The 19,809-nt window shown below is 39.9% G+C and carries 22 protein-coding genes; 18 read left to right on the top strand and 4 right to left on the bottom strand.

From position 1 onward, the window contains the following. The first annotated feature begins 4 nt into the window (after positions 1-4). On the top strand, positions 5-1,066 hold the full coding sequence (locus AB685_RS04580) for an NDP-sugar synthase (protein ID WP_047969748.1): 1,062 nt from the start codon (positions 5-7) through the stop codon (positions 1,064-1,066). A gap of 37 nt (positions 1,067-1,103) precedes the next feature. Here AB685_RS04580 and rpmG read toward each other — a convergent pair whose 3' ends face one another. Continuing rightward, complete coding sequence (gene rpmG / locus AB685_RS04575) at positions 1,104-1,253, bottom strand: 50S ribosomal protein L33 (protein ID WP_010194590.1); 150 nt, start codon at positions 1,251-1,253, stop codon at positions 1,104-1,106. A gap of 401 nt (positions 1,254-1,654) precedes the next feature. Between rpmG and AB685_RS04565 the strand changes: the two genes are divergently transcribed. The 12 genes from AB685_RS04565 to AB685_RS04510 all read left to right on the top strand — a co-directional run bounded on the left by AB685_RS04565 (position 1,655) and on the right by AB685_RS04510 (position 14,830). Continuing rightward, the gene (locus AB685_RS04565; protein WP_241773239.1) at positions 1,655-2,230 is read left to right on the top strand and encodes a 5-formyltetrahydrofolate cyclo-ligase; all 576 of its coding nucleotides are present in this window, start codon (positions 1,655-1,657) and stop codon (positions 2,228-2,230) included. Next, complete coding sequence (locus AB685_RS04560; RefSeq protein WP_047969316.1) at positions 2,208-3,005, top strand: DUF92 domain-containing protein; 798 nt, start codon at positions 2,208-2,210, stop codon at positions 3,003-3,005. The genes AB685_RS04565 and AB685_RS04560 overlap by 23 nt, the downstream gene beginning before the upstream one ends. Before the next feature lie 93 nt (positions 3,006-3,098). Beyond that, positions 3,099-4,043: an L-lactate dehydrogenase gene (locus AB685_RS04555; protein WP_047969315.1), complete on the top strand. Its 945-nt coding sequence runs from the start codon at positions 3,099-3,101 to the stop codon at positions 4,041-4,043. An 89-nt stretch (positions 4,044-4,132) separates the two neighbouring features. After that, the gene (locus AB685_RS04550; RefSeq protein WP_047969314.1) at positions 4,133-4,312 is read left to right on the top strand and encodes a hypothetical protein; all 180 of its coding nucleotides are present in this window, start codon (positions 4,133-4,135) and stop codon (positions 4,310-4,312) included. A 181-nt stretch (positions 4,313-4,493) separates the two neighbouring features. Continuing rightward, positions 4,494-6,014, top strand: a complete 1,521-nt coding sequence (locus AB685_RS04545; protein ID WP_047969313.1) for a rhomboid family intramembrane serine protease — start codon at positions 4,494-4,496, stop codon at positions 6,012-6,014. Between the two features lie 212 nt (positions 6,015-6,226). Then, entirely contained in the window at positions 6,227-7,663 is a 1,437-nt protein-coding gene (locus AB685_RS04540; RefSeq protein ID WP_047969746.1) for a spore germination protein, read from the top strand. A 152-nt stretch (positions 7,664-7,815) separates the two neighbouring features. Continuing rightward, positions 7,816-8,007 (top strand): YqgQ family protein, encoded by a 192-nt coding sequence (locus tag AB685_RS04535; protein WP_047969312.1) that lies wholly within the window; start codon positions 7,816-7,818, stop codon positions 8,005-8,007. Between the two features lie 17 nt (positions 8,008-8,024). Then, positions 8,025-8,984: an ROK family glucokinase gene (locus AB685_RS04530; protein WP_047969745.1), complete on the top strand. Its 960-nt coding sequence runs from the start codon at positions 8,025-8,027 to the stop codon at positions 8,982-8,984. Positions 8,985-9,372: 388 nt separating this feature from the next. After that, a complete protein-coding gene (locus tag AB685_RS04525; RefSeq protein WP_047969311.1) occupies positions 9,373-11,268 on the top strand; it encodes an LTA synthase family protein in 1,896 nt (631 codons plus the stop codon). Between the two features lie 634 nt (positions 11,269-11,902). Then, a complete protein-coding gene (locus AB685_RS04520) occupies positions 11,903-13,099 on the top strand; it encodes a M14 family metallopeptidase (RefSeq protein WP_047969310.1) in 1,197 nt (398 codons plus the stop codon). A gap of 262 nt (positions 13,100-13,361) precedes the next feature. Further along, positions 13,362-14,492: a hypothetical protein gene (locus AB685_RS04515; protein WP_047969309.1), complete on the top strand. Its 1,131-nt coding sequence runs from the start codon at positions 13,362-13,364 to the stop codon at positions 14,490-14,492. A gap of 17 nt (positions 14,493-14,509) precedes the next feature. Next, positions 14,510-14,830: an MTH1187 family thiamine-binding protein gene (locus tag AB685_RS04510; protein WP_047969308.1), complete on the top strand. Its 321-nt coding sequence runs from the start codon at positions 14,510-14,512 to the stop codon at positions 14,828-14,830. A gap of 444 nt (positions 14,831-15,274) precedes the next feature. Here the strand turns inward: AB685_RS04510 and AB685_RS30140 are convergent, their stop codons facing one another. After that, positions 15,275-15,448 (bottom strand): DUF2759 domain-containing protein, encoded by a 174-nt coding sequence (locus AB685_RS30140; RefSeq protein ID WP_047969306.1) that lies wholly within the window; start codon positions 15,446-15,448, stop codon positions 15,275-15,277. A gap of 103 nt (positions 15,449-15,551) precedes the next feature. Beyond that, positions 15,552-16,061, bottom strand: a complete 510-nt coding sequence (locus AB685_RS04495) for a hypothetical protein (RefSeq protein WP_198530452.1) — start codon at positions 16,059-16,061, stop codon at positions 15,552-15,554. 59 nt (positions 16,062-16,120) lie between these two features. On the opposite strand from AB685_RS04495, the gene AB685_RS04490 reads away from it, so the two are divergent. After that, positions 16,121-16,753 (top strand): MBL fold metallo-hydrolase, encoded by a 633-nt coding sequence (locus tag AB685_RS04490; protein ID WP_047969304.1) that lies wholly within the window; start codon positions 16,121-16,123, stop codon positions 16,751-16,753. A gap of 3 nt (positions 16,754-16,756) precedes the next feature. Next, a complete protein-coding gene (locus tag AB685_RS04485) occupies positions 16,757-17,872 on the top strand; it encodes an SAM-dependent methyltransferase (RefSeq protein WP_047969303.1) in 1,116 nt (371 codons plus the stop codon). A 290-nt stretch (positions 17,873-18,162) separates the two neighbouring features. Here AB685_RS04485 and AB685_RS04480 read toward each other — a convergent pair whose 3' ends face one another. Then, positions 18,163-18,408 carry a DUF2626 domain-containing protein gene (locus AB685_RS04480; protein WP_047969302.1) on the bottom strand — a complete coding sequence of 82 codons (246 nt, stop codon included), beginning with the start codon at positions 18,406-18,408 and terminating at the stop codon, positions 18,163-18,165. A 349-nt stretch (positions 18,409-18,757) separates the two neighbouring features. Here AB685_RS04480 and AB685_RS04475 point away from each other — a divergent pair, with 349 nt between their 5' ends. The 3 genes from AB685_RS04475 to AB685_RS04465 all read left to right on the top strand — a co-directional run bounded on the left by AB685_RS04475 (position 18,758) and on the right by AB685_RS04465 (position 19,755). Next, positions 18,758-19,147: a Spx/MgsR family RNA polymerase-binding regulatory protein gene (locus tag AB685_RS04475; RefSeq protein WP_082153496.1), complete on the top strand. Its 390-nt coding sequence runs from the start codon at positions 18,758-18,760 to the stop codon at positions 19,145-19,147. 134 nt (positions 19,148-19,281) lie between these two features. Next, positions 19,282-19,497, top strand: a complete 216-nt coding sequence (locus tag AB685_RS04470; protein WP_047969300.1) for a DUF1659 domain-containing protein — start codon at positions 19,282-19,284, stop codon at positions 19,495-19,497. Positions 19,498-19,539: 42 nt separating this feature from the next. Continuing rightward, a complete protein-coding gene (locus AB685_RS04465) occupies positions 19,540-19,755 on the top strand; it encodes a DUF2922 domain-containing protein (RefSeq protein ID WP_047969299.1) in 216 nt (71 codons plus the stop codon). Positions 19,756-19,809: the final 54 nt, after the last annotated feature.

Raw genomic sequence — 19,809 nt, 5'->3', positions numbered from 1 at the left:
GCATATGAAAGCGGTCATTTTAGCAGGGGGGAAAGGTACCCGGCTGTTGCCCTTAACCCAAAAACTCCCGAAGCCACTTGTACCACTTCTAAATAAACCTGTAATGGAATACAGTATTGAACTCTTGAAGGAGCATGGGATTACAGAAATCATCATCACTCTCCAATATTTGAGCGATAAAATCAGAAACTACTTCGGAGATGGATCTCAATGGGGAGTTCAGATAACATATCTACAGGAAAATATCCCACTCGGCACTGCGGGAAGTGTAAAAAATGCCGAACATTTACTAGATGAACCTTTCCTGGTCATAAGTGGAGATGCACTAACAGATTTCAACTTGTTAGCTGGAGTCGACTACCATGTGCAAAAACACTCCTTATTCACTATCTTTATGAAAGAAGTAAAGAAGCCGAACAAGTTCGGAATTATTGATACGGATGAGGAAGGGCACATCAGAAGGTTCGTGGAAAAACCAATGAAGGACCAGGAATTCAGTAAAGTGGTGAATACGGGGATATACGTGGTGGACCCGTTTGTTCTATGTATGATGGAAAAAGGAAAAGAGTATGATTTCAGCAAAGACATTTTCCCAAGACTGATCAAAAACGGCATGAGTCTCTATGGATTTCACGCAAATGGTTATTGGAAGGACATAGGCAGTCACGAAGATTACCGTCAAGCCCAGTACGATATGCTCGATAAAAAAGTGCAGGTCAACATTCCAGGGGAAGAAGTGCTTCCGAATTTGTGGGTGGGCTCTAATGTCAAAATGGAGAGCAATGTGACCATCAATCGACCAGCGTATATCGGTAACGACTCTTATCTTGGGGACCAGGTTGTGATAGGTAAATATACGATTATCGGTAAAAGCTCCAGAATTACAAAGGACTGTAAATTAAGCAGGAGCATTGTCTGGGATGATGTGACGATTGACCATACCCCTCAATCTGCCATAAGAAATGTTACCGTTGCTCCAAGATACCAGATTAGTGAGGGATATAAGGTAGGCACATCGGTGAAGGTGAAAAATAAAAAGAATATCAGCCCTGTGGAAGCAGGATAATGGCAAAAAAAATAAGCAGACAGGAAAATCCTGCTGCTTATTTTGTTTCACGGTGTACAGTTACTTTTTTCAATCTTGGGCTGTATTTTTTAAGCTCAAGACGATCTGGGTTGTTACGTTTATTTTTAGTAGTGATATAGTTACGATCACCAGTTTCAGTACAAGCTAAAGTTACGTTTACGCGCATCGTTATCCCTCCAAACATATAGTGCATTCAATTCAGACCTTACTATAATATCACTATTTTTTTTAGAATGCCAGTTTTTTTTCGGGTTAGAGGGAAATATAGTTTTGGTCTGTTGTGAACTCCCTGTTGTCTTCCGTTCCGGGTGTTCGCTTTCCGCGGGGCGGTGCTTGAGCCTCCTCACAACGCTCGGGGGTCTCAAGTCTACCGCTACCTCCCGCTGGAGTCTCACACCCTGCACTGCAGACAACAGGGGAGATAGGTTTGACTGATATGTTTGCCACTTCAAGGTATATCTTTCTTCCTTCATACGGGAAAATTGCCATTTTGAGATTTTTCTCTGTGTTGAAAAGCAAGTAATTTGGTATGGTAATAGTAGAGAAGGATGGATAGGAGTGGAGAGTGTGAAGGATAAGGGTATGTTAAGGGATGAGATGAAAACGTTATTAGGTGGACTGGATCGCTCCAGCTATGAAACATGGTGCACGCTGATTCATGAAAAGCTGTTCGCTTCAACGGAATGGAAAAAGGCACAAACCATCGGAGCTACCATTTCCCGTTTTCCGGAAGTGGACACAGAAGCCCTCATTACCCGTGCGTGGAATGAGGGGAAAAAAGTAGCAGTGCCTAAATGTTTCCCGAAGGATAAAAGTATGCAATTCTATTTTCTTGAAGACTTCGACCAACTTGAAACCGTGTATTTCGGGTTGAAAGAGCCGATTGTTTCAATAGTTACCCCTTGTCCAAAGCAAGAAATGGATTTGATGCTGGTTCCGGGTTTGCTTTTTGATAAGAAGGGTTACAGGATTGGATTTGGTGGAGGATATTACGACCGTTATCTAGTAGATTTTCTGGGGGAAAAGTTATCTTTGGCATTTTCACAGCAACTAGTTAATAAGGTCCCGACGGATAGTTTTGATATACCGGTACATAAAATAGTGACAAATGAGGATGAGTATGTCGACACTATTAGAAAATGAAATTTTATTAATAGTAGGAATTATAGTATTAGCTTGGGGAGGATTTAAGCTGAAGTCATTGACCTTCTCAGGAGCTGTGGGTACGTTTTTGGTTGGTATTCTCATCGCTTTGGGATTTAAAGGGTATGGACTTTTACTGATAGGCTTGTTCTTTGTAACCTCTAGCTTCTGGAGTAAATACAACCGGAAGAAAAAAGAAAACTTAAACGATATGCATGAAAAAGGTTCACAACGTGATATTGTGCAGGTACTTTCAAATGGTGGGGTGCCAGCACTAATAGGGATGATTGCCTACTTGTTCCCCGCAGAATATTGGATTTATGGGTTTGTTACATCTATCGCTGTAGCGAATTCCGATACGTGGGCATCGGAAATAGGGACGCTTAGCAGAAAACGGCCGTTTTCCGTCTTTCGGATGGAAAAAGTGGAGCCGGGAACATCAGGGGCGATATCCTTCTTAGGAACCCTTGCAGCAATTGCCGGATCGGCTTTAATTGGAGTTGCTTCCTATTTTTTATGGGAAGAATTAACGATAATGCCAGTTTTATTGATTATTACAATGGGTGTGGTTGGCTGTTTTATAGATACCATTTTGGGAGCAACTATACAGTCAGCCTTTCGCTGTAAAGTGTGCGGCAAACTGGTGGAAAAAAAGGTCCACTGTCATCAGCCTACTACATTAGTGAAAGGTATGGCTTTCGTAAACAATGATGTGGTGAATATTTCATCCATCGTCATTGCCACGGTGTTAATCTTCCTTATAAGCGTTTTGTGATGTAACAATATATACGAATATTGCTCAATATTTCACAATCTTTTCTGATATACTAATACTGTAACAGTAACCAAGGTGAAAAGAGGAGATACCATGAGAAACGGAATTAGTCGTGTTGCTTTAATAGGAACAGGGTTTGTCGGTTCGAGTTATGCCTTTGCCTTATTGAATCAAGGAGTAACAGAAGAGCTCGTATTGATTGATTTGAACAAGGAAAAATCAGAAGGCGATGCAATGGATCTTAATCATGGAATTGCATTTGCGCCAACACCAACAAAGATCTGGTATGGCGATTACAAGGATTGTCAGGATGCGGACATTGTGGTGATATGTGCAGGTGCCAACCAGAAGCCTGGTGAAACAAGACTGGATCTGGTGGAAAAGAATACAAAAATATTCAAGAGTATTGTGGATGAAGTTATGGGCAATGGATTTGATGGCATTTTCCTGGTTGCTACAAATCCGGTTGATATATTAACATATGCTACTTGGAAATTCTCAGGGTTGCCGAAAGAGCGGGTGATTGGATCGGGAACAATTCTGGATACTGCGAGATTCCGTTATGTTCTTGGTGATTACTTTCAAGTGGATGCACGTAATGTACACGCCTATATAATAGGAGAGCACGGAGATACGGAATTGCCTGTTTGGAGTAAAGCGGATATAGGCGGAAAGCCGATTCTTGAGCTGATGGCGAAACAGGAAAAGTACAAAGAGGAAGATTTGAATGAATTGTTTGTGAGTGTAAGAGATGCAGCCTATCATATTATTGAAAGGAAGGGTGCAACTTATTACGGGATAGCCATGGGGTTGGTGAGGCTTACTAAAGCCATTCTCCAGAATGAAAACTCTATTTTGACGGTTTCTGCCTATTTGGATGGAGAATATGACAGTGAAGATATTTACATTGGTGTACCTGCCATAGTAAACCGGAATGGCATCAGAGAGATTCGTCAGCTGGATCTGAGTGAAAAAGAGAACGAGCAGTTCCGACACTCTGTTAAAGTGCTGACAGAAATAAAGGATAAAGTATTTTAATAATTACTTATCATTAAACCACGAAAACATGTCTCTTATGAGGCATGTTTTTTCTATTTTTAAGCAAAATAAGAGTAGGAGGGATGAAGATGGGATTCTTACTAAGGATTTTTCTGATTGTTGTCGGTACATATGCGATTTATCAAAGTCGCTATAAAATTCTGAACTATGTTCTGGGAATAAGTAGTATCAGAAGGTTTGTAGTGGCATTCGGGATGGATTTACCATTTGTCCGAGACCGCTTCTTGCAGACCGTTTTCCGTGGATGAAAACGGGAGAACTCACCGCTTTTGATAGGAAAGTCATTTTATTAGACAGTACCGGTTTCTGGTGCTGTCTTTTTATAGTCTTTATAGTTGCTGTTTTCGTAATTTGAAAATTGAGCCTCACAGTTATATTTTTACTTTTCTGGACCTACCATATAAAATAAAAGAACGAGGAGGTGAGGAATTGAAGCAGGATATCGTTTTTTGGCAGCTCGTACAACACTTTGTTGTAAAAAAAGAGTATAGAATATTACATATATCTCCAGATCAGATGGAGGTTTGGCTTGAAGGGTTGATTCATAAAAAGGCACCAATCATCAGGCTTTATCGGCATGATCTTGATTGGAGCACCTGGCTCCAGCGGGATATGGAGAATGCCTCTCATCATGTAGTGAATTTTAAAAATCAATTACGAAAACGCAGTTTACGTGCTTTAAACATATACGTCTCCTCCTATCCTCCAGTAGATGATTGGGAGTTCCGAATTGAAGAACCCTTGGTAAATAAAAAGGCTGAGCTTCATTCAGTAGTGGTTCATGAGGGGAATCTACATGTAGCAATTGAAACAATATCAAATTTCACGGGTTATGAAGTACCGGTAGACGAGAACATAGTAATGGATGACTTGGGACTTTATCATCTTAAACAAAGTGTACTGAATGCCTCTTCCCAAAGAGTGAACATGGAAAGGTCCATCTTTCAGCATGGAAAACCTTTCTTTACGTATCTGTTTATCATTCTGCATCTTGTCATGTTTTATTTACTAGAAACAAACGGGGGAAGTCAGAATCCGGAGACACTGATGCAATATGGAGCAAAGTATAATCCGGCTATATTGGAGGGGGAATGGTGGCGTTTTTTCACACCGATTGTTCTCCATATTGGTTTTTTGCATCTTCTACTTAACACGATGGCTTTATTTTACTTAGGTACCGCGGTAGAGAGGATCTACGGAAATGCACGCTTCCTGCTTATCTATTTATTTGCCGGTTTTGCTGGCTCCCTTGCAAGCTTTGTGTTCACATCCTCCCTTTCAGCAGGAGCATCAGGAGCGATATTTGGTTGTTTTGGTGCTCTTTTGTTTGTAGGTATTACCTATCCAAAATTGTTTTTCCGTACGATGGGTATGAACATCCTCGTGCTAATCGGTATTAACCTGGCTATTGGATTTACAATTCCCGGAATTGATAACGCCGGGCATATTGGAGGGTTGATAGGTGGGTTCCTGGCATCGGCAATTGTCCATTTGCCAAAGCACACAAAACCTATTCCAAGGATATTGGGTTTTGGGGCTGCTGTAGGTCTGACATATTTTCTGCTCGTTCAAGGGTTTAACAGTGATAACCCACATATGCTCCTGAATCAAGCGGAAACGATGATTCAACAAGAAGAGTTTGAGGATGCACGCAGTCTGCTCACTAAGTTGGAAGATAGGGAAAGAGAATTTCCCGAAGTGCTTTTCTACCTTTCTTTTATCAATATAAAGGAAGGTAGAATAGAGGAAGCAAGAGAACAATTGGAAAAACTGACTTCCATTGCCCCGGAATTCCATGAAGCACATTATAATCTTGCACTTGTCTATTTGGAACTTGATGAAACGGAAAAAGCATCCGCTTCTATTAATAAAGCGGTTGAGCTAGATTCCACAGGAGAGAACTATATCAATTTACGAACCGAAATCAATCGCCTTTTAGAAGATGAGTAAAATTTAACTATAATCTATAACAAATAGCAGCGGTAACGACATTCCTTGACTAGAGGAATTATTGTTCCTACTGCTGTTTTTTTATTTCCAAGAAAGATATACTGAATTTTTTTTAAGGTATTGGCAAAAAATGAAAAGATGGATAGTGAAGATATCAACAAGTCACTCTTTAGGAGGAAGGAACTTTGACTTGGCATAAACCGACGAAAATAATGTCAGGAGATTTTGAAAAGGATGTTAAGTATTTAAAAGAAAGAATGGCCGTGGACAAGAGCTTTGATCTGATATTCCTTGACCTCCAATATGCTGGGAGAAGAATAGCAATGTTCCTGGTGGACGGGTTCGGTAAAGATGATATCATGCTGTTCCTGATGAAGTTCCTATCCGATCTGGTACCGGAGGACCTTGAGGAGCAACCGCTGGAAAAGCTTTTAAAAACTTACATACCTTATGTAGAAATTGATAAAACGGATGATTTAGAAACAGTCGTCGATCAGGTGCTTGCCGGACCTACAGTCATGATTGTGGAAGGCCTTCAGGAAGCCGTCATCATCGACTCAAGAACATACCCTGTCCGAGGGCCGGAAGAACCGGATATGGAAAGGGTTGTCCGGGGGTCGAGAGATGGGTTTGTCGAGACATTGATCTTTAACTGTGCATTGATTCGTCGAAGAGTGAGAGACAGCTCACTCAGAATGGAATATATGCAGGTAGGAAGAAGGTCAAAGACGGATATCAGTTTATGTTACCTAGACGAATTGGCAGATCCCGATCTAGTAAAGGAAATAAAGGAGTCCCTGGAGAAAATCGATACAGACGGTTTACCTATGGCAGAGAAGACCTTGGAGGAATTTGTCGGAGGCAGGCATTGGAACCCCTATCCGACTGTAAGGTACACAGAAAGGCCGGACACTGCGGCCGCACATTTATATGAAGGGCATGTATTGGTGATTGTGGATAACTCACCAAGTGTCATCATAACTCCGGCTACATTTTGGCATCATTTGCAACATGCCGAGGAGTACAGAAACAAGCCGGTTGTCGGGGCCTACTTGAGGCTAGTAAGATTTCTTGCAGTATGGGCATCCATTTTTATACTGCCATTATGGTATCTGCTTGCTACCAATACACAGCTTTTGCCTGAGCAGTTATCCTACATCGGTCCGAGCGAACCAGGTGCTGTTCCATTGATTGCCCAAATCCTCATTATTGAGGTAGGAATGGATATGCTGAGGATGGCAGCCATACATACACCAACCTCACTAGGTACTGCTCTTGGGCTTGTAGCAGCTATCCTTATTGGGGATGTAGCTGTAAAGGTAGGCTTGTTTGTTCCGGAAATAATCCTATATCTGGCGATTGCCGCCATCGGAACATTTTCGACTCCGAGTTATGAGCTAAGCCTTGCAAACAGACTGATCAGGATTGTCCTGCTGTTATTAACCTTTATGTTTGGCGTGGTAGGATTTATGGCAGGACTTCTTCTGCTCATTCTCTTCCTGATGATGATGAAATCGTATAACGTACCATATCTATGGCCGTTCATTCCATTCAATTACCGTGGATTCCGTGACGTATTGATACGATCACCAATCCCTTTGAAAAATAGAAGGCCGACGATTTTGCATCCGGAAGACCCAGACAGATGAGTTTGATTTATATAGAGAATTTAAAAAACGGATGGGACTTTTTCTCATCCGTTTTTTATACGTATTTTTCTTGCTTGACGTTGCAAGTGATTCCTTTATACTAAAAATGAAGTACATACCCTTTTACGTAGTAATGAAGAAAAGGTGAAGTTATGAAAACAATGTATGATGTAAGACAGCTACTGAAGAATTATGGGACCTTCATCTATACAGGTGACAAGATAGCGGACATCGAAATGATGGAAGATGAGATAAGGGAGCTTTACCGCTCAGGCGTTTTGGATGCTGGACTTTTCCAGTCTGCCATGATTATTTTACGAGGAGAGCTGTCCAAATTTAGATAAAGAAAAGGTGAATGGAAATGGAAAACAAATGGTTAGTTGGTGTTGATCTAGGCGGTACCACAATAAAAATGGCGTTCATTACACAGTATGGTGAAATCGCTCACAAGTGGGAAATCGTTACAAATATAAGTGAAAAGGGAAAATATATTACAACCGATATTGCCAAAGCTATCGATAGAAAATTGGAGGAACTTGGGGAAACAAAGTCCAAATTGAAAGCGCTCGGCATGGGTGCGCCAGGTCCGGTCAATATGGCAACAGGATTAATATATGAAGCAGTCAATCTTGGATGGGAAAACTATCCTCTAAAGGATCTGCTGGAAGTAGAAACAAGACTACCTGTAGTAGTGGATAACGATGCGAACCTTGCTGCTATTGGCGAGATGTGGAAAGGTGCAGGAGAGGGGTCCAAGGATCTGATCTGCGTAACACTTGGAACAGGAGTCGGTGGTGGCATTATCACAAATGGGGAAATTGTCCACGGTATAAATGGTGCCGGAGGAGAAATTGGACATATTACTGTACTCGCGGAAGGCGGCGCGCAGTGCAATTGTGGAAAAACGGGCTGTCTGGAAACGATTGCATCTGCTACTGGGATTGTTCGACTTGCCAAGGAAGCAATGGAGGAGAATCCAGGTAGCAGGTTGGAAGAAGTGGCTCAAATAGAAGGATTGACTGCAAAACTGGTTTTTGAACAGGCCGATGCAGGTGAAGAAGTGTCTCTATATGTGGTGAACAAAGTTTCGTCATACCTGGGGATTGCACTTGCCAATCTGGCTAATGCAATGAACCCGGAGAAGATCGTTATTGGCGGAGGAGTTTCCAAAGCGGGGGACAAACTATTAAATCCTGTTCGTGAACATTTTGTTAAGCATCTCTTCCCTAGAACAAAGGTTGGAGTGAAAATTGCAGAAGCTACACTCGGGAATGATGCTGGCGTTATTGGGGCTGCATATCTCGCAAAAACAAAATTGTAAAAAAGTGTATGGTTTATTCTTTCTGCCACTGGGGTAAAAAGGTAGAAAGAAGCAACATAGTGCGTAATGGAGGCTTCTTACACGGGAGTCTCTTTTTGTTTGACTATTCAAAATTTAACAACTTCTTATTTTTATGAAACTTTTTTGCTTGTACATCGTCTATTATATATAGTTGCACAAAGCACCCAAGACTACTATTCTACTTCTTCGTTGTAAATGCAGTATTAATTATCCATTGATTTTTTGTAAAAAAAGTTTTAAGATATGTCGTAGCCGAAATTTTTGAATGCTAAATTTAGGTTGTGGATACATCTAATCAGGATATTTATCAATAATAATAAATAAAATAAAGAGCTTCCCTGTCTTTCGCTTTAAGGAGGTTAAAAAGATGAAGCAAGCCTTTAAATCAAAAGTGCCTTTTATCCTTATAGCAGTGGTACTGCTTTGGGTAAAAACCTACATTGTTTATAAAACAAGTTTTAACATTACAATTGAATCAGTAAAACAAGAATTTATCCTTTTCATTAACCCGTTGAGTTTTATATTGCTTATTGCCGGGTTGGCCCTATTCTTTAAGGAAAAGGGCATGAAACGATATTTAATCATTACAAGTTTTATCGTTTCTTTTGTGCTTTATGCAAACGCGGTGTACTACCGTTTCTTCAATGATTTCATCACGATCCCGTTACTTTTCCAATCAGGTAACATGAGTGATCTTGGCGGAAGTATCACAGAGCTAATGTCTCCGATGGATTTATTGATGTTTACCGACGTAGTAATCCTTATTGCAATAGCTAAGTGGACACCTGCATTTGTTAGTATGTCTACTTGGAGACCTAAAGTACGTAAAATGTACTTCTTGTCCATCATAGGTATATTCCTATTCAACTTGGGATTAGCGGAAACAGAAAGACCGCAATTATTGACCCGAACTTTTGACCGGGAAATTCTTGTGAAAAATTTAGGGACTTATAACTATCACGTGTACGATGCAGTACTGCAATCCAAAACACGTGCTCAGCGTGCAATGGCAGACGGAAGTGAACTTGCCGAGATTCAGAACTACATTAATGCCAGCTATAAAGCTCCGAATGATGACTTATATGGCGTTGCAAAAGGTAAGAATGTCATAGTAGTGAAACTCGAATCGATGCAAAGCTTTGTAATCGACAATGAAATTAATGGAGAGCCTATTACCCCATTCCTGAACGAATTGAAAGACCAAAGTTACTATTTCAGTAATTTCTACCACCAGACCGGGCAAGGGAAGACGTCCGACTCTGAGTTCTTATTAGATAATTCTCTTTATCCTGTTGGTCGGGGTGCCGTGTTCTTTACGCATGGAACTAACGACTTCCATACGGCTACCCCTAATGCAGTCAAAGAAGAAGGTTACACACCTGTCACATTCCATGCAAACAACAAGAGTTTCTGGAACCGTGATGTAATGTATAAATCATTGGGATATGATAAGTTCTTTGATATTGAGAGCTATGACGTAAATGAAGAAAATTCTGTAGGTTGGGGCTTGAAAGATATTGAATTCTTCGAGCAATCCATCCCTTATATGCAAGAATTAGAAAAACCTTTTTATGCTAAATTCATCACATTAACCAACCACTTCCCATTCGTGCTGGATGAAGAAGATAAGTTTGTGGAAGAGTTCGACTCCAATAGTCGTACATTAAACCGTTACTTCCCAACAGCAAGATATAGTGATGAATCTGTAAAAGTATTATTTGACGAACTGAAAAAATCAGGTCTATATGAAGATTCCATCATCATCCTTTATGGTGACCATTATGGTATTTCAGAAAACCATAACGAAGCGATGAGCCAGTATTTAGGTAAAGAGATCACTCCATTTGAAAACGCACAGCTTCAACGTGTTCCAATGATCGTTCATATTCCTGGTGTAACAGATAAAAACCCTAAGGAATTTGATACAGTTGGAGGTCAGATCGACCTTAAGCCTACCATCAAGCATTTGCTTGGCATGGAAACAAAGAATGACATTCAATTTGGTGAAGATTTATTCTCCGAGGAACGAAATGATTTTGTTGTATTCCGTGATGGTAGCTTTGTAACAGAAGAAGTAGTTTATACAAAAAATGCTTGCTTTGACAAAGAAACAAAAGAAGAAGTAGAGCAAGAAGCGTGTGAACCATATATGGAAAAAGCTAAGAAAGAGCTGCAGTACTCTGATAAAATTGTGTACGGAGACTTGCTTCGCTTTTATGATGGAACATCCATTCAAGTTGACGAAAGCAAACTTGATGAGTAATTAATGTAAAGCTGTCATGAGGATCCCAAAGATCTTTATGGCAGCTTTTTTCTGTGGAAGAACAAGAAAGTATATAATTCTGTTGATTTCCGTTTCAGGCGCTTCGCTTTCCTGCGGGCGGTCCGTAAGCCTCCTCACTCCGTTGCGGGGTCTTACCTGTCCCTTCCTCCCGCGGGAGTCTGCGCACCTTCCACTTCAATCAACTATGTAATTTCATTCACCGTTAGAAGAACGAAAATCCTCTCTACTAAGTGACAAAAGTAGCCATTAACCGAACTTACTTAGCTTTGGATTGGAGCAAATGGCGGAGACTCCTTGAAAATGCGAGCATTTTCTGCGTGTGATGTATCGCTGCCGTAGCCTTCCTTGTCCTACGGGGGAGAAGCGACAATCTTGAGACCCGCAAGCGTTGTGAGGAGGCTCAAGGTCGCCCCGTGGAAAGCGCAGCCATTTGCGTAAAGGAACAGCGGTGATTAACCGAACAACTAAAATTTTTAGCTTTAAAAGGGAGCGGGCGGTTTCTGCCCGGTTTATCTTATTCATTTCCACCACACCTCCCTGACAAACGTTCTAAAACTTTCTTAACAACCATAAGTTTTATGTATAGACGCGTTTACTGGGTGGTGGTTATACTTTGAAGGTAGTGAGCAGGAGAGGGGATACGTTATGGTATTTCAGTCAAATATTCGATATTCCTCTTCAATTGGTTGTTGATTCAAATAAGGATCTATCAAATGGACACATTCTAAATAAAGGAAAAACAATATTCATACCAGGTTATATCCAATCTTCATATGAAGTTAAAAACGGTGACACGCTTCAATCAATTATTCATCAAAGAAGGATCCCGATGGACTGTATTTCCTTGATGAATCAAGAGAAGAAACTTTCCCGATTGAAAGTAGGAGAGGTAATCCGATTACCAGATAAAGTCCTAAATAAGATAGTGACCCCAAAGAAAAAGTATGATTACCATACATTGGTTCATGACCTTAACAGATTGAAAGTGATCTATCCGTTTATGGACTGCACCTCTATTGGACAATCCGTAATGGGCAAACCACTCCATCATGTAAGAATAGGAAATGGCCCCAAAAAGATCCACTGGAACGGAAGCTTCCATGCTAATGAATGGATAACTAGTGCTGTAATTATGAATTTACTTAATGATTATCTACTTGCCCTTACAAATGGTAACCAACTGAGAGGCTTACCATGCTTGCCATTGTATGAACAAACGGAACTGTCCATCGTACCTATGGTAAATCCGGATGGTGTAGATCTGGTGCTTAATGGGCCACCTAATTTAGAGCCGTTTAGACAAACGGTAGTGAAGATAAATCAAGAACGGGCAGATTTCATGGGATGGAAAGCGAACATTAGGGGAGTGGACCTGAACAAGCATTTTCCTGCTAATTGGATGGTGGAAAAAACCCGTAAAGAGGAAAAGGTCCCTTCACCTCGCGACTACCCTGGTGATACTCCTCTAACGGAGCCTGAAGCACTTGCAATGAGTAAACTTGCAGCAGGAAAGCACTTTGACAGGGTGATTGCCGTTCATACCCAAGGAGAAGAATTCTATTGGGGCTATGAAGGACTGGAACCTTTAGAGAGTAAGAGAATAGCCCTCGAATTCGAAAGAGTCAGTACCTATAAAAATGTGCAATATATAGATAGCCATGCAGGGTTCAAAGATTGGTTCATCCAAGAATTTAATAAACCGGGATTTACTCTTGAACTGGGAAAAGGAATCAATCCTCTGCCATTATCACAATATGATACGATTTACCCAAAAACATTGGGCATCTTTTTGGCATCCCTTTATATGTAATGAAATCTTTGGAAGGTGAAACAACCATAAGATTTCTAGTGGGAATGGGTACAGTGGGGCACCGAGGTGTAAATGCCTAGGATAGCCCTCCTGTCGCCCTGTAAATCCAATTACTTTAAGTGTTGGTCTCTTTTGAAAGGTAACATATCCATACTGTTTGAATAGATAAATATTACTTTAGGAATATTTATTTTTTTTTGCTTGTATTGAAACCTTTCCTGCCTCATAATCGTTATTAAGATAGGCAAAAAGGAGGGGTGCAATGAAGAAAATCTTTTTTATAGGTACGATAATTTTTTGCTTGTTGTCTGGATGTCAATCTCCTCCAACCCCCAAGGAAGTTAGCAATGCACCTTTACTATCTAATCATGCTAAACCAAAACCTTTCAATCCCTTATTCTTTCATAATGAATCGTATGAAAAGCTTTCGATTCCTGCTGAGCAATTTAGCACTGTCGCTGAATGGTTGAATGACGAAACCATTTTATATATAGCAAATGATGGAGATGGTTCAAAAGTACTTTCTTTTGATCTGTTTACTGGTGTAACGGAAATATTTTTTGAATCAGAGGAACCTGTTATTTCTGTAACTGCCAATAAGGATTTTGATCTCTTTTTAGTTCGTTCAGCACCATCTTACACAGAGGGGAAGTTGAGTGTTCTTTCTGAAAGTGGAGAATTAAAAGCGGAGTGGAAATTTGATGACTCCATTGATCTTGTCTCTACCTGGAATCCATTCACCGGGAATCAGCTTATGGTTTCTTCTTTCAAGGAGGATTGGTCCTACGATAGCTTTCTCCTTGATGTACCAACAAAGAATATGGTAAAACAAGATGTGGACGACCCATTTGTCCAATGGCTATCTGAAGAAAAGCTGGGGTATATTAATTGGAATCAAGAAATGCCTATATTGGAAGCACCGTTGTACACATTTGATCTTGCAACAAATGAAACCGTGGAGTTATTGGATAGTGTAGTAACGTTCCAAACCTATCACAACCTACTATTTACGGTAGGAAATATTAAGGATGAAGATATGGCTGTCTTTTCTTTTCGTCGTCTTCCAGATTTGAAGGAAGTCCATTCATACGAAGCGCCGCTTTTAACAATGTATTCCAATTACTTCATTCCATACTTTGCTTACGTAAATAGCGCAGAAAAATTTTATATTTTTGAAGCATTAAATGGAGGAAGTATCGATTCATACTCAGCTGGTTTTCAATTTATAATGATCGATGTTGAAGATGGAACGAAAAAAGTCATCTTTGAAAATGTGGAAAATAAACCGTTAAAATTTTCCCCGAATGGACTTTTAAGTTTATATGGATACCAGTTAGAGCAAATAATAATACCATCAACGGAAGAAAAATTGGATCTTGTAGATCTATTCTAGGGTGAGGAGCGATAGAAATGGCGATTGTCGATGTTACTGTGATTCCGATTGGAACAAACGGACCAAGTGTAAGTGACTACGTAGCAGATATCCAGGAAATTTTAGAGGGATTTAAAGAAGAAGGGAAAATCAACTATCAATTAACTCCGATGAGTACGATCATTGAAGGGGAACTTCCAACCCTGATGCATGTAATTCAGGTCATCCATGAAGCACCTTTTCAAAAGGGCTTGCATCGGGTGGCAACCAATATCAGAATAGATGATCGTCGGGACAAGAGTGTCCAGATGGATGATAAGTTACGTGCTGTGGAGTCCAAACGGTCAAATTCACTATGAGATAAAGTATGCCAAGCAACCAGTTGCTTGGCATTTGCTTTACATGAAGGTGTTTTGTAAAAGACACTAACGAATAGCAACATTCAGTGAGAAAAGAGCTTACATGAAAAATCCTTTCGTAATCCTTCCTTGCCCATTACACTTTGTACACTTTTTGTAGAAGGGGAGGATGAAGAGCTTTTTTCTCCCTGAACCATTGCAAGTGCCGCATAAAGTTTTTAGTGCCATTCCATATCAACCTCCAAGCAAATGGATACTAGCTTTATTATCACCAAATCTATCTGCAAATAACATCCTAACCATTGATTTAATTCAGTATATTCCCCGATGTGCCAATTTGCTTATTATTACAAAAGACTGTTTCCCTACAAACACAAAAAAAGTATTCCTTCCACTTGGGAAGGAATACTTTTTTGTGCAAGCGCAGGGCGCTCCATGTTTAAGTTAGTGTGCTACCGGGAAGCCGGAACGGATTAAAGTCATTACTGTAAACCAACCGAATACCGCAACTGTTCCGAAAGCGAAAAGAACTCCTAGGAAGTTTTTTTCTTTCAGGGAACGGACAAGTCCTAGTACACATAAAATTGTTACGAGTCCAAAGATAATAACTAATGGCAAGGTTAACGCCCCTTTCAGAGATCATTACTAATTGAAAGAAATCCCGAAAAATAAAGTATGTAATTGCACATTACACTCCAATTACATTTTAAATGTTTTCGCACTATTTGTCGAGGTCAAAAAATGACACTTCTATGTCATATGCCTTGGCCACTTTTATAATATATTCTTTATTTTCTTTATCAATAATATACGACTTTTTGTATTGTTCTTCAATTGCAATGATGGATTCCTCCAACTGGAAAAGAAACATATGAATATCTTCCTGTTTACCGCTTTCAATTCGGAAAATAGAGACCATATCCTGATATAGAAAATGATTGTTCTTTTTAGTTACAAAGCCATAATCGGTGAATAGGGGACTGGCTATCGGACTTTCCAGTAAAGACAGGGTGTATGTTTCCTCAAGGATATAACGATTGGCAAGCATGTTTTTAACAACTTTCGCTTCTAGGGCGGAATCGGCAATAAGAAGATTATCATCCACGTCAAAAACACTTGTTATCTCTTTTAACTGCAGCAAGAGATTTTGAAAGTATTGCGGTTTGTCATCGGCACATTGTATTTCTAAACCAAACATCGACTTCATCGGCAGTTTCCTTTCGTTTCTCAAGTTCTCTTTCTTAGTGTAAAATAGATGGATAGATACTTCAAGGAAGGTGTGGAAAGAAAATGAAATGGACTCAATTGCCTCTAGGACCATTACAAACAAATGCTTACCTGCTTATTAATGACAAAAAAGAATGTATCATTTTCGACCCGGGTAGTGAAGGGGATGCTTTTAATTCCTATCTGGAAGAGAAAGGCCTTAAACCTTTGGCTATTTTATTAACACATGCTCATTTTGATCATATCGGTGCAGTTGATTCGGTACGTAGTCATTGGAATATACCTGTTTATGTACATAAGAAAGAAAAGAATTGGTTAACTGACCCAAGCCTAAATGGTTCTCAATTTTTTCAACTTGGACCTATTACAGCTAACCAGGCAGACCGACTTATACAATCAGAAGAAAAAATCGTCATCTCTAACTTTAAGCTTGATGTGCTGTTTACACCAGGCCACTCACCAGGAAGTGTAAGCTTTTATCATGAACCGAGCAAAGTGGTTTTTTCTGGAGATGCACTATTTGCAGGAAGCATCGGAAGAACAGATCTGCCAGGAGGGAATCACGACCAACTTATACAAAGCATACACAACAAGCTTCTTGTTCTGCCAGAAGAAACGACCGTCCTATCAGGACATGGAATGACGACAACCATTGAAAAGGAAATGGACAGCAATCCGTTTCTTACCGGGTTTTAATGAATGATTCCTACGTTTCTACAAGAAAAAATAGAGAATGCTCCAGGAGGGAAAATTGATTTCTCCGAATACATGACGTCGGTGCTCTATCACCCTTCAGAAGGATATTACATGAAAGCAAGGGAAAAGGTGGGACAGAGAGGTGATTTCCTAACATCGAGTAACGTCCACACTATATACGGAAAGCTCTTCGCAAAATTATTAGTTCACTACTTTTATGAATCTGGAATCTCGCCCGTATTTATCGAGATAGGTGGCGGAAACGGCCGCTTTGCAAAACAGCTATTGGCAGAAGTGGAAACTTTGGATAAAACACTTTACGATACAATCAAATACATAATGGTGGAAATGAGCCCTTATCATATTGAACTTCAAAAAAGCACGCTTGGAAATAGGCCACAAATGTATTATTTCACTTCAATGGAAGATGTGCCTAAGAACCTTAGGAATGGTGTCCTTTTCTCTAATGAATTGTTTGATGCACTGCCTGTCCATGTTATTGAATATTCTAAAGGGACCTTCCATGAAATATTTATTGCCTTAGATGTGAACGGAAATCTGACAGAACGAGTCTGTCCTCTTGAAAATCCAGACATTCTTGCGTACATATCGGACAACAAGTTGACCTTTACTGAAGGTCAACGAATGGAAGTGCCATTAGCTATGATGGACTATGCCGAAATACTTGCAGAGTGGCTGCTCTCAGGTGCAATCTTAACGGTTGATTATGGATACCGGTTTTCCGAATTAATCAATCAGGAGCTAAAAGATGGCAGTATAAGAGGGTATTATCAGCATCAAATGGTGACGGACCCGTTGAAATATCCTGCCAAGATGGATTTAACGGCACATGTACATCTCGACTCCTTAGAAGAGAGCTTCAACGCTAAGGGGTTCAACCACATTTGTACGATGAGACAAGGGGAATTCCTTGTGGAAGCTGGAATACTTGATTACCTGCAGGAAAACCAGGACCCGAATCCTTTCTCTGAGAAAAGTAAACAGAACAGAGCAATCAGAACTCTTATTATGGACAGTAGCTGGAGCAACTCATTCCATGTAATAGTACATGAAAAGCAGACAAAAGTGTGGCATAAATTAATAGGTGACAAGTTTTAATCCCGCGGAAAGCGAACACCTGGAAAGAAAGGAAACAGGGAGGCTGAACAGGTATATATAACAGAATCTCCCCTGTTGACTGAAGTGCAAGGTGAGAACTCCAGCGGAAGGTAGCGGTAGACTTGAGACCCCGCAACGGAGTGAGGAGGCTCAAGCACCGCCCCGCGGAAAGCGAACACCTGAAACGAAAGGAAACAGGGAGTTATTTAGACAACCCCATTTATTGTTTTGAACCAACAATAAAAAGCGATGACAAATGTCATCGCTTTTTATTGTGTATCCACGTATGTTTAATGACCACCAGATCCAGGCACCATCATGAATGTTGTCCAATACGAAAAGGCAACAAAGAAAACTGTTAAATATGCTCCGAAAATATAGATGTACATACGTTCAGATAACTTAAGATAACTTAATAAAATGAAGAATACCGTTTGTCCGAAGAAAAGTAAAGACGTTTGAGTCATGTGGCCAAGATAGAACATAACTGCAAAAATCCCAGTCCAGAAACCCATTACACGGTACATACGATCCATATGTATCCCCTCCTTACGCACTAATCCTTATGCATGTCACTTTCCTATTATAATGTACCAATACTTTACTTGTAAATAAGCGTTTGTTTCTAGTTTGTGACGATTGCATGATAAGTACATTTTTCTCCAGCTGCATGCAGATTATACAGCTATTTTTCTATCATACATATTTCCATTATAATGCAATGTTAAACATCCGTCCTCCATTTTTGACATGAAACAAAAAGTTGTCGTTTTTTTGTCAAAAAATAAATATCATTTGACTATACAAAAGTTATACAAATAATGTACAATAAAAATATCAAATAACCTGAGTTAAAAACCTAATATGAACGGGGAGGTAAGCATGATGAATGAAATCATTTTTTACAGTTACCCAAGTTGTACTTCATGTAGAAAAACAAAAAAGTGGTTAAAGAGCAATAACATCAAGTTCCGGGAAAAGCATATTTTTAGAGAAACTCCGAACCATGATGAAATGATGAAGATTCTATCCTTAACTACAGAGGGAATAGATGAAATTTTGGCAACAAGAAGCCAGACATTCAAGGACCTTGGAATCGATGTAAACGAACTGACCCTGTCCGAACTGATTAAGCTCATCATTGAAGAGCCAAAACTGTTAAGAAGACCAATTATTACAAGTGGAAAAAAACTGATTGTTGGCTATAACGAATCCTCATTACAGAAATTATCCAGACAAAAACCAGCGCTGGATTTAAAGAAATCCGTTTCATAATAAAATAATAATCATAGTAATCTCAAGAACATTTCGGCAAGAATCAATGGCTGAAATGTTTTTTTATTTTTTTCAAACTCTTCACTACCTTTTTCCTTATTTTCTTTATATAGAAGGTGAAAGGGGGTGAGAACATGGCAGATTACGCAGTGGAAAATGTCCAACTCCGTCTTATGTATGAACTTGGAGAGGATGACAAGGGGAAGTTGATGTACCGTACGAAAAACTATAACAACGTAAAGGTGGATGCAGAGGCAGCAGAACTTTTACAAGCAGCGGGGGCAATTTCGGGTTTACAAACCACACCAGTATCGAATGTTAGACGCAGTGAGTTGCACTTCCTGGGATAACAGAAGCTGACTGGTAAAATCCATTAGAAAGGAGGAAAATGCATGTTTACATTGGAATTGCTGTTCTTGAATGAAGAAGGGTCAACCGTGAAGATTTCTGTAGATGATCCAAAAACGGATCTAACACCTGTGGAGATCGAACAGGCGATGGATACTATCATTGCTGCGGATGTCTTCACATCCAAAGGTGGAAACTTTGTCGAAAAAGATGGTGCAAGAATCATTGAACGGAACGTAACAGATTTTGAAATAGCTTAAAGCACTCAGGAAAGGTCTACTTATCGTGGTAGACCTTTTTTTCAATAGAAAGGA

Source organism: Bacillus sp. LL01 (assembly GCF_001037965.1).
The sequence above is the reverse complement of the archived record's forward strand: the minus strand, read 5'-3'. Positions and strand labels throughout refer to the sequence as shown.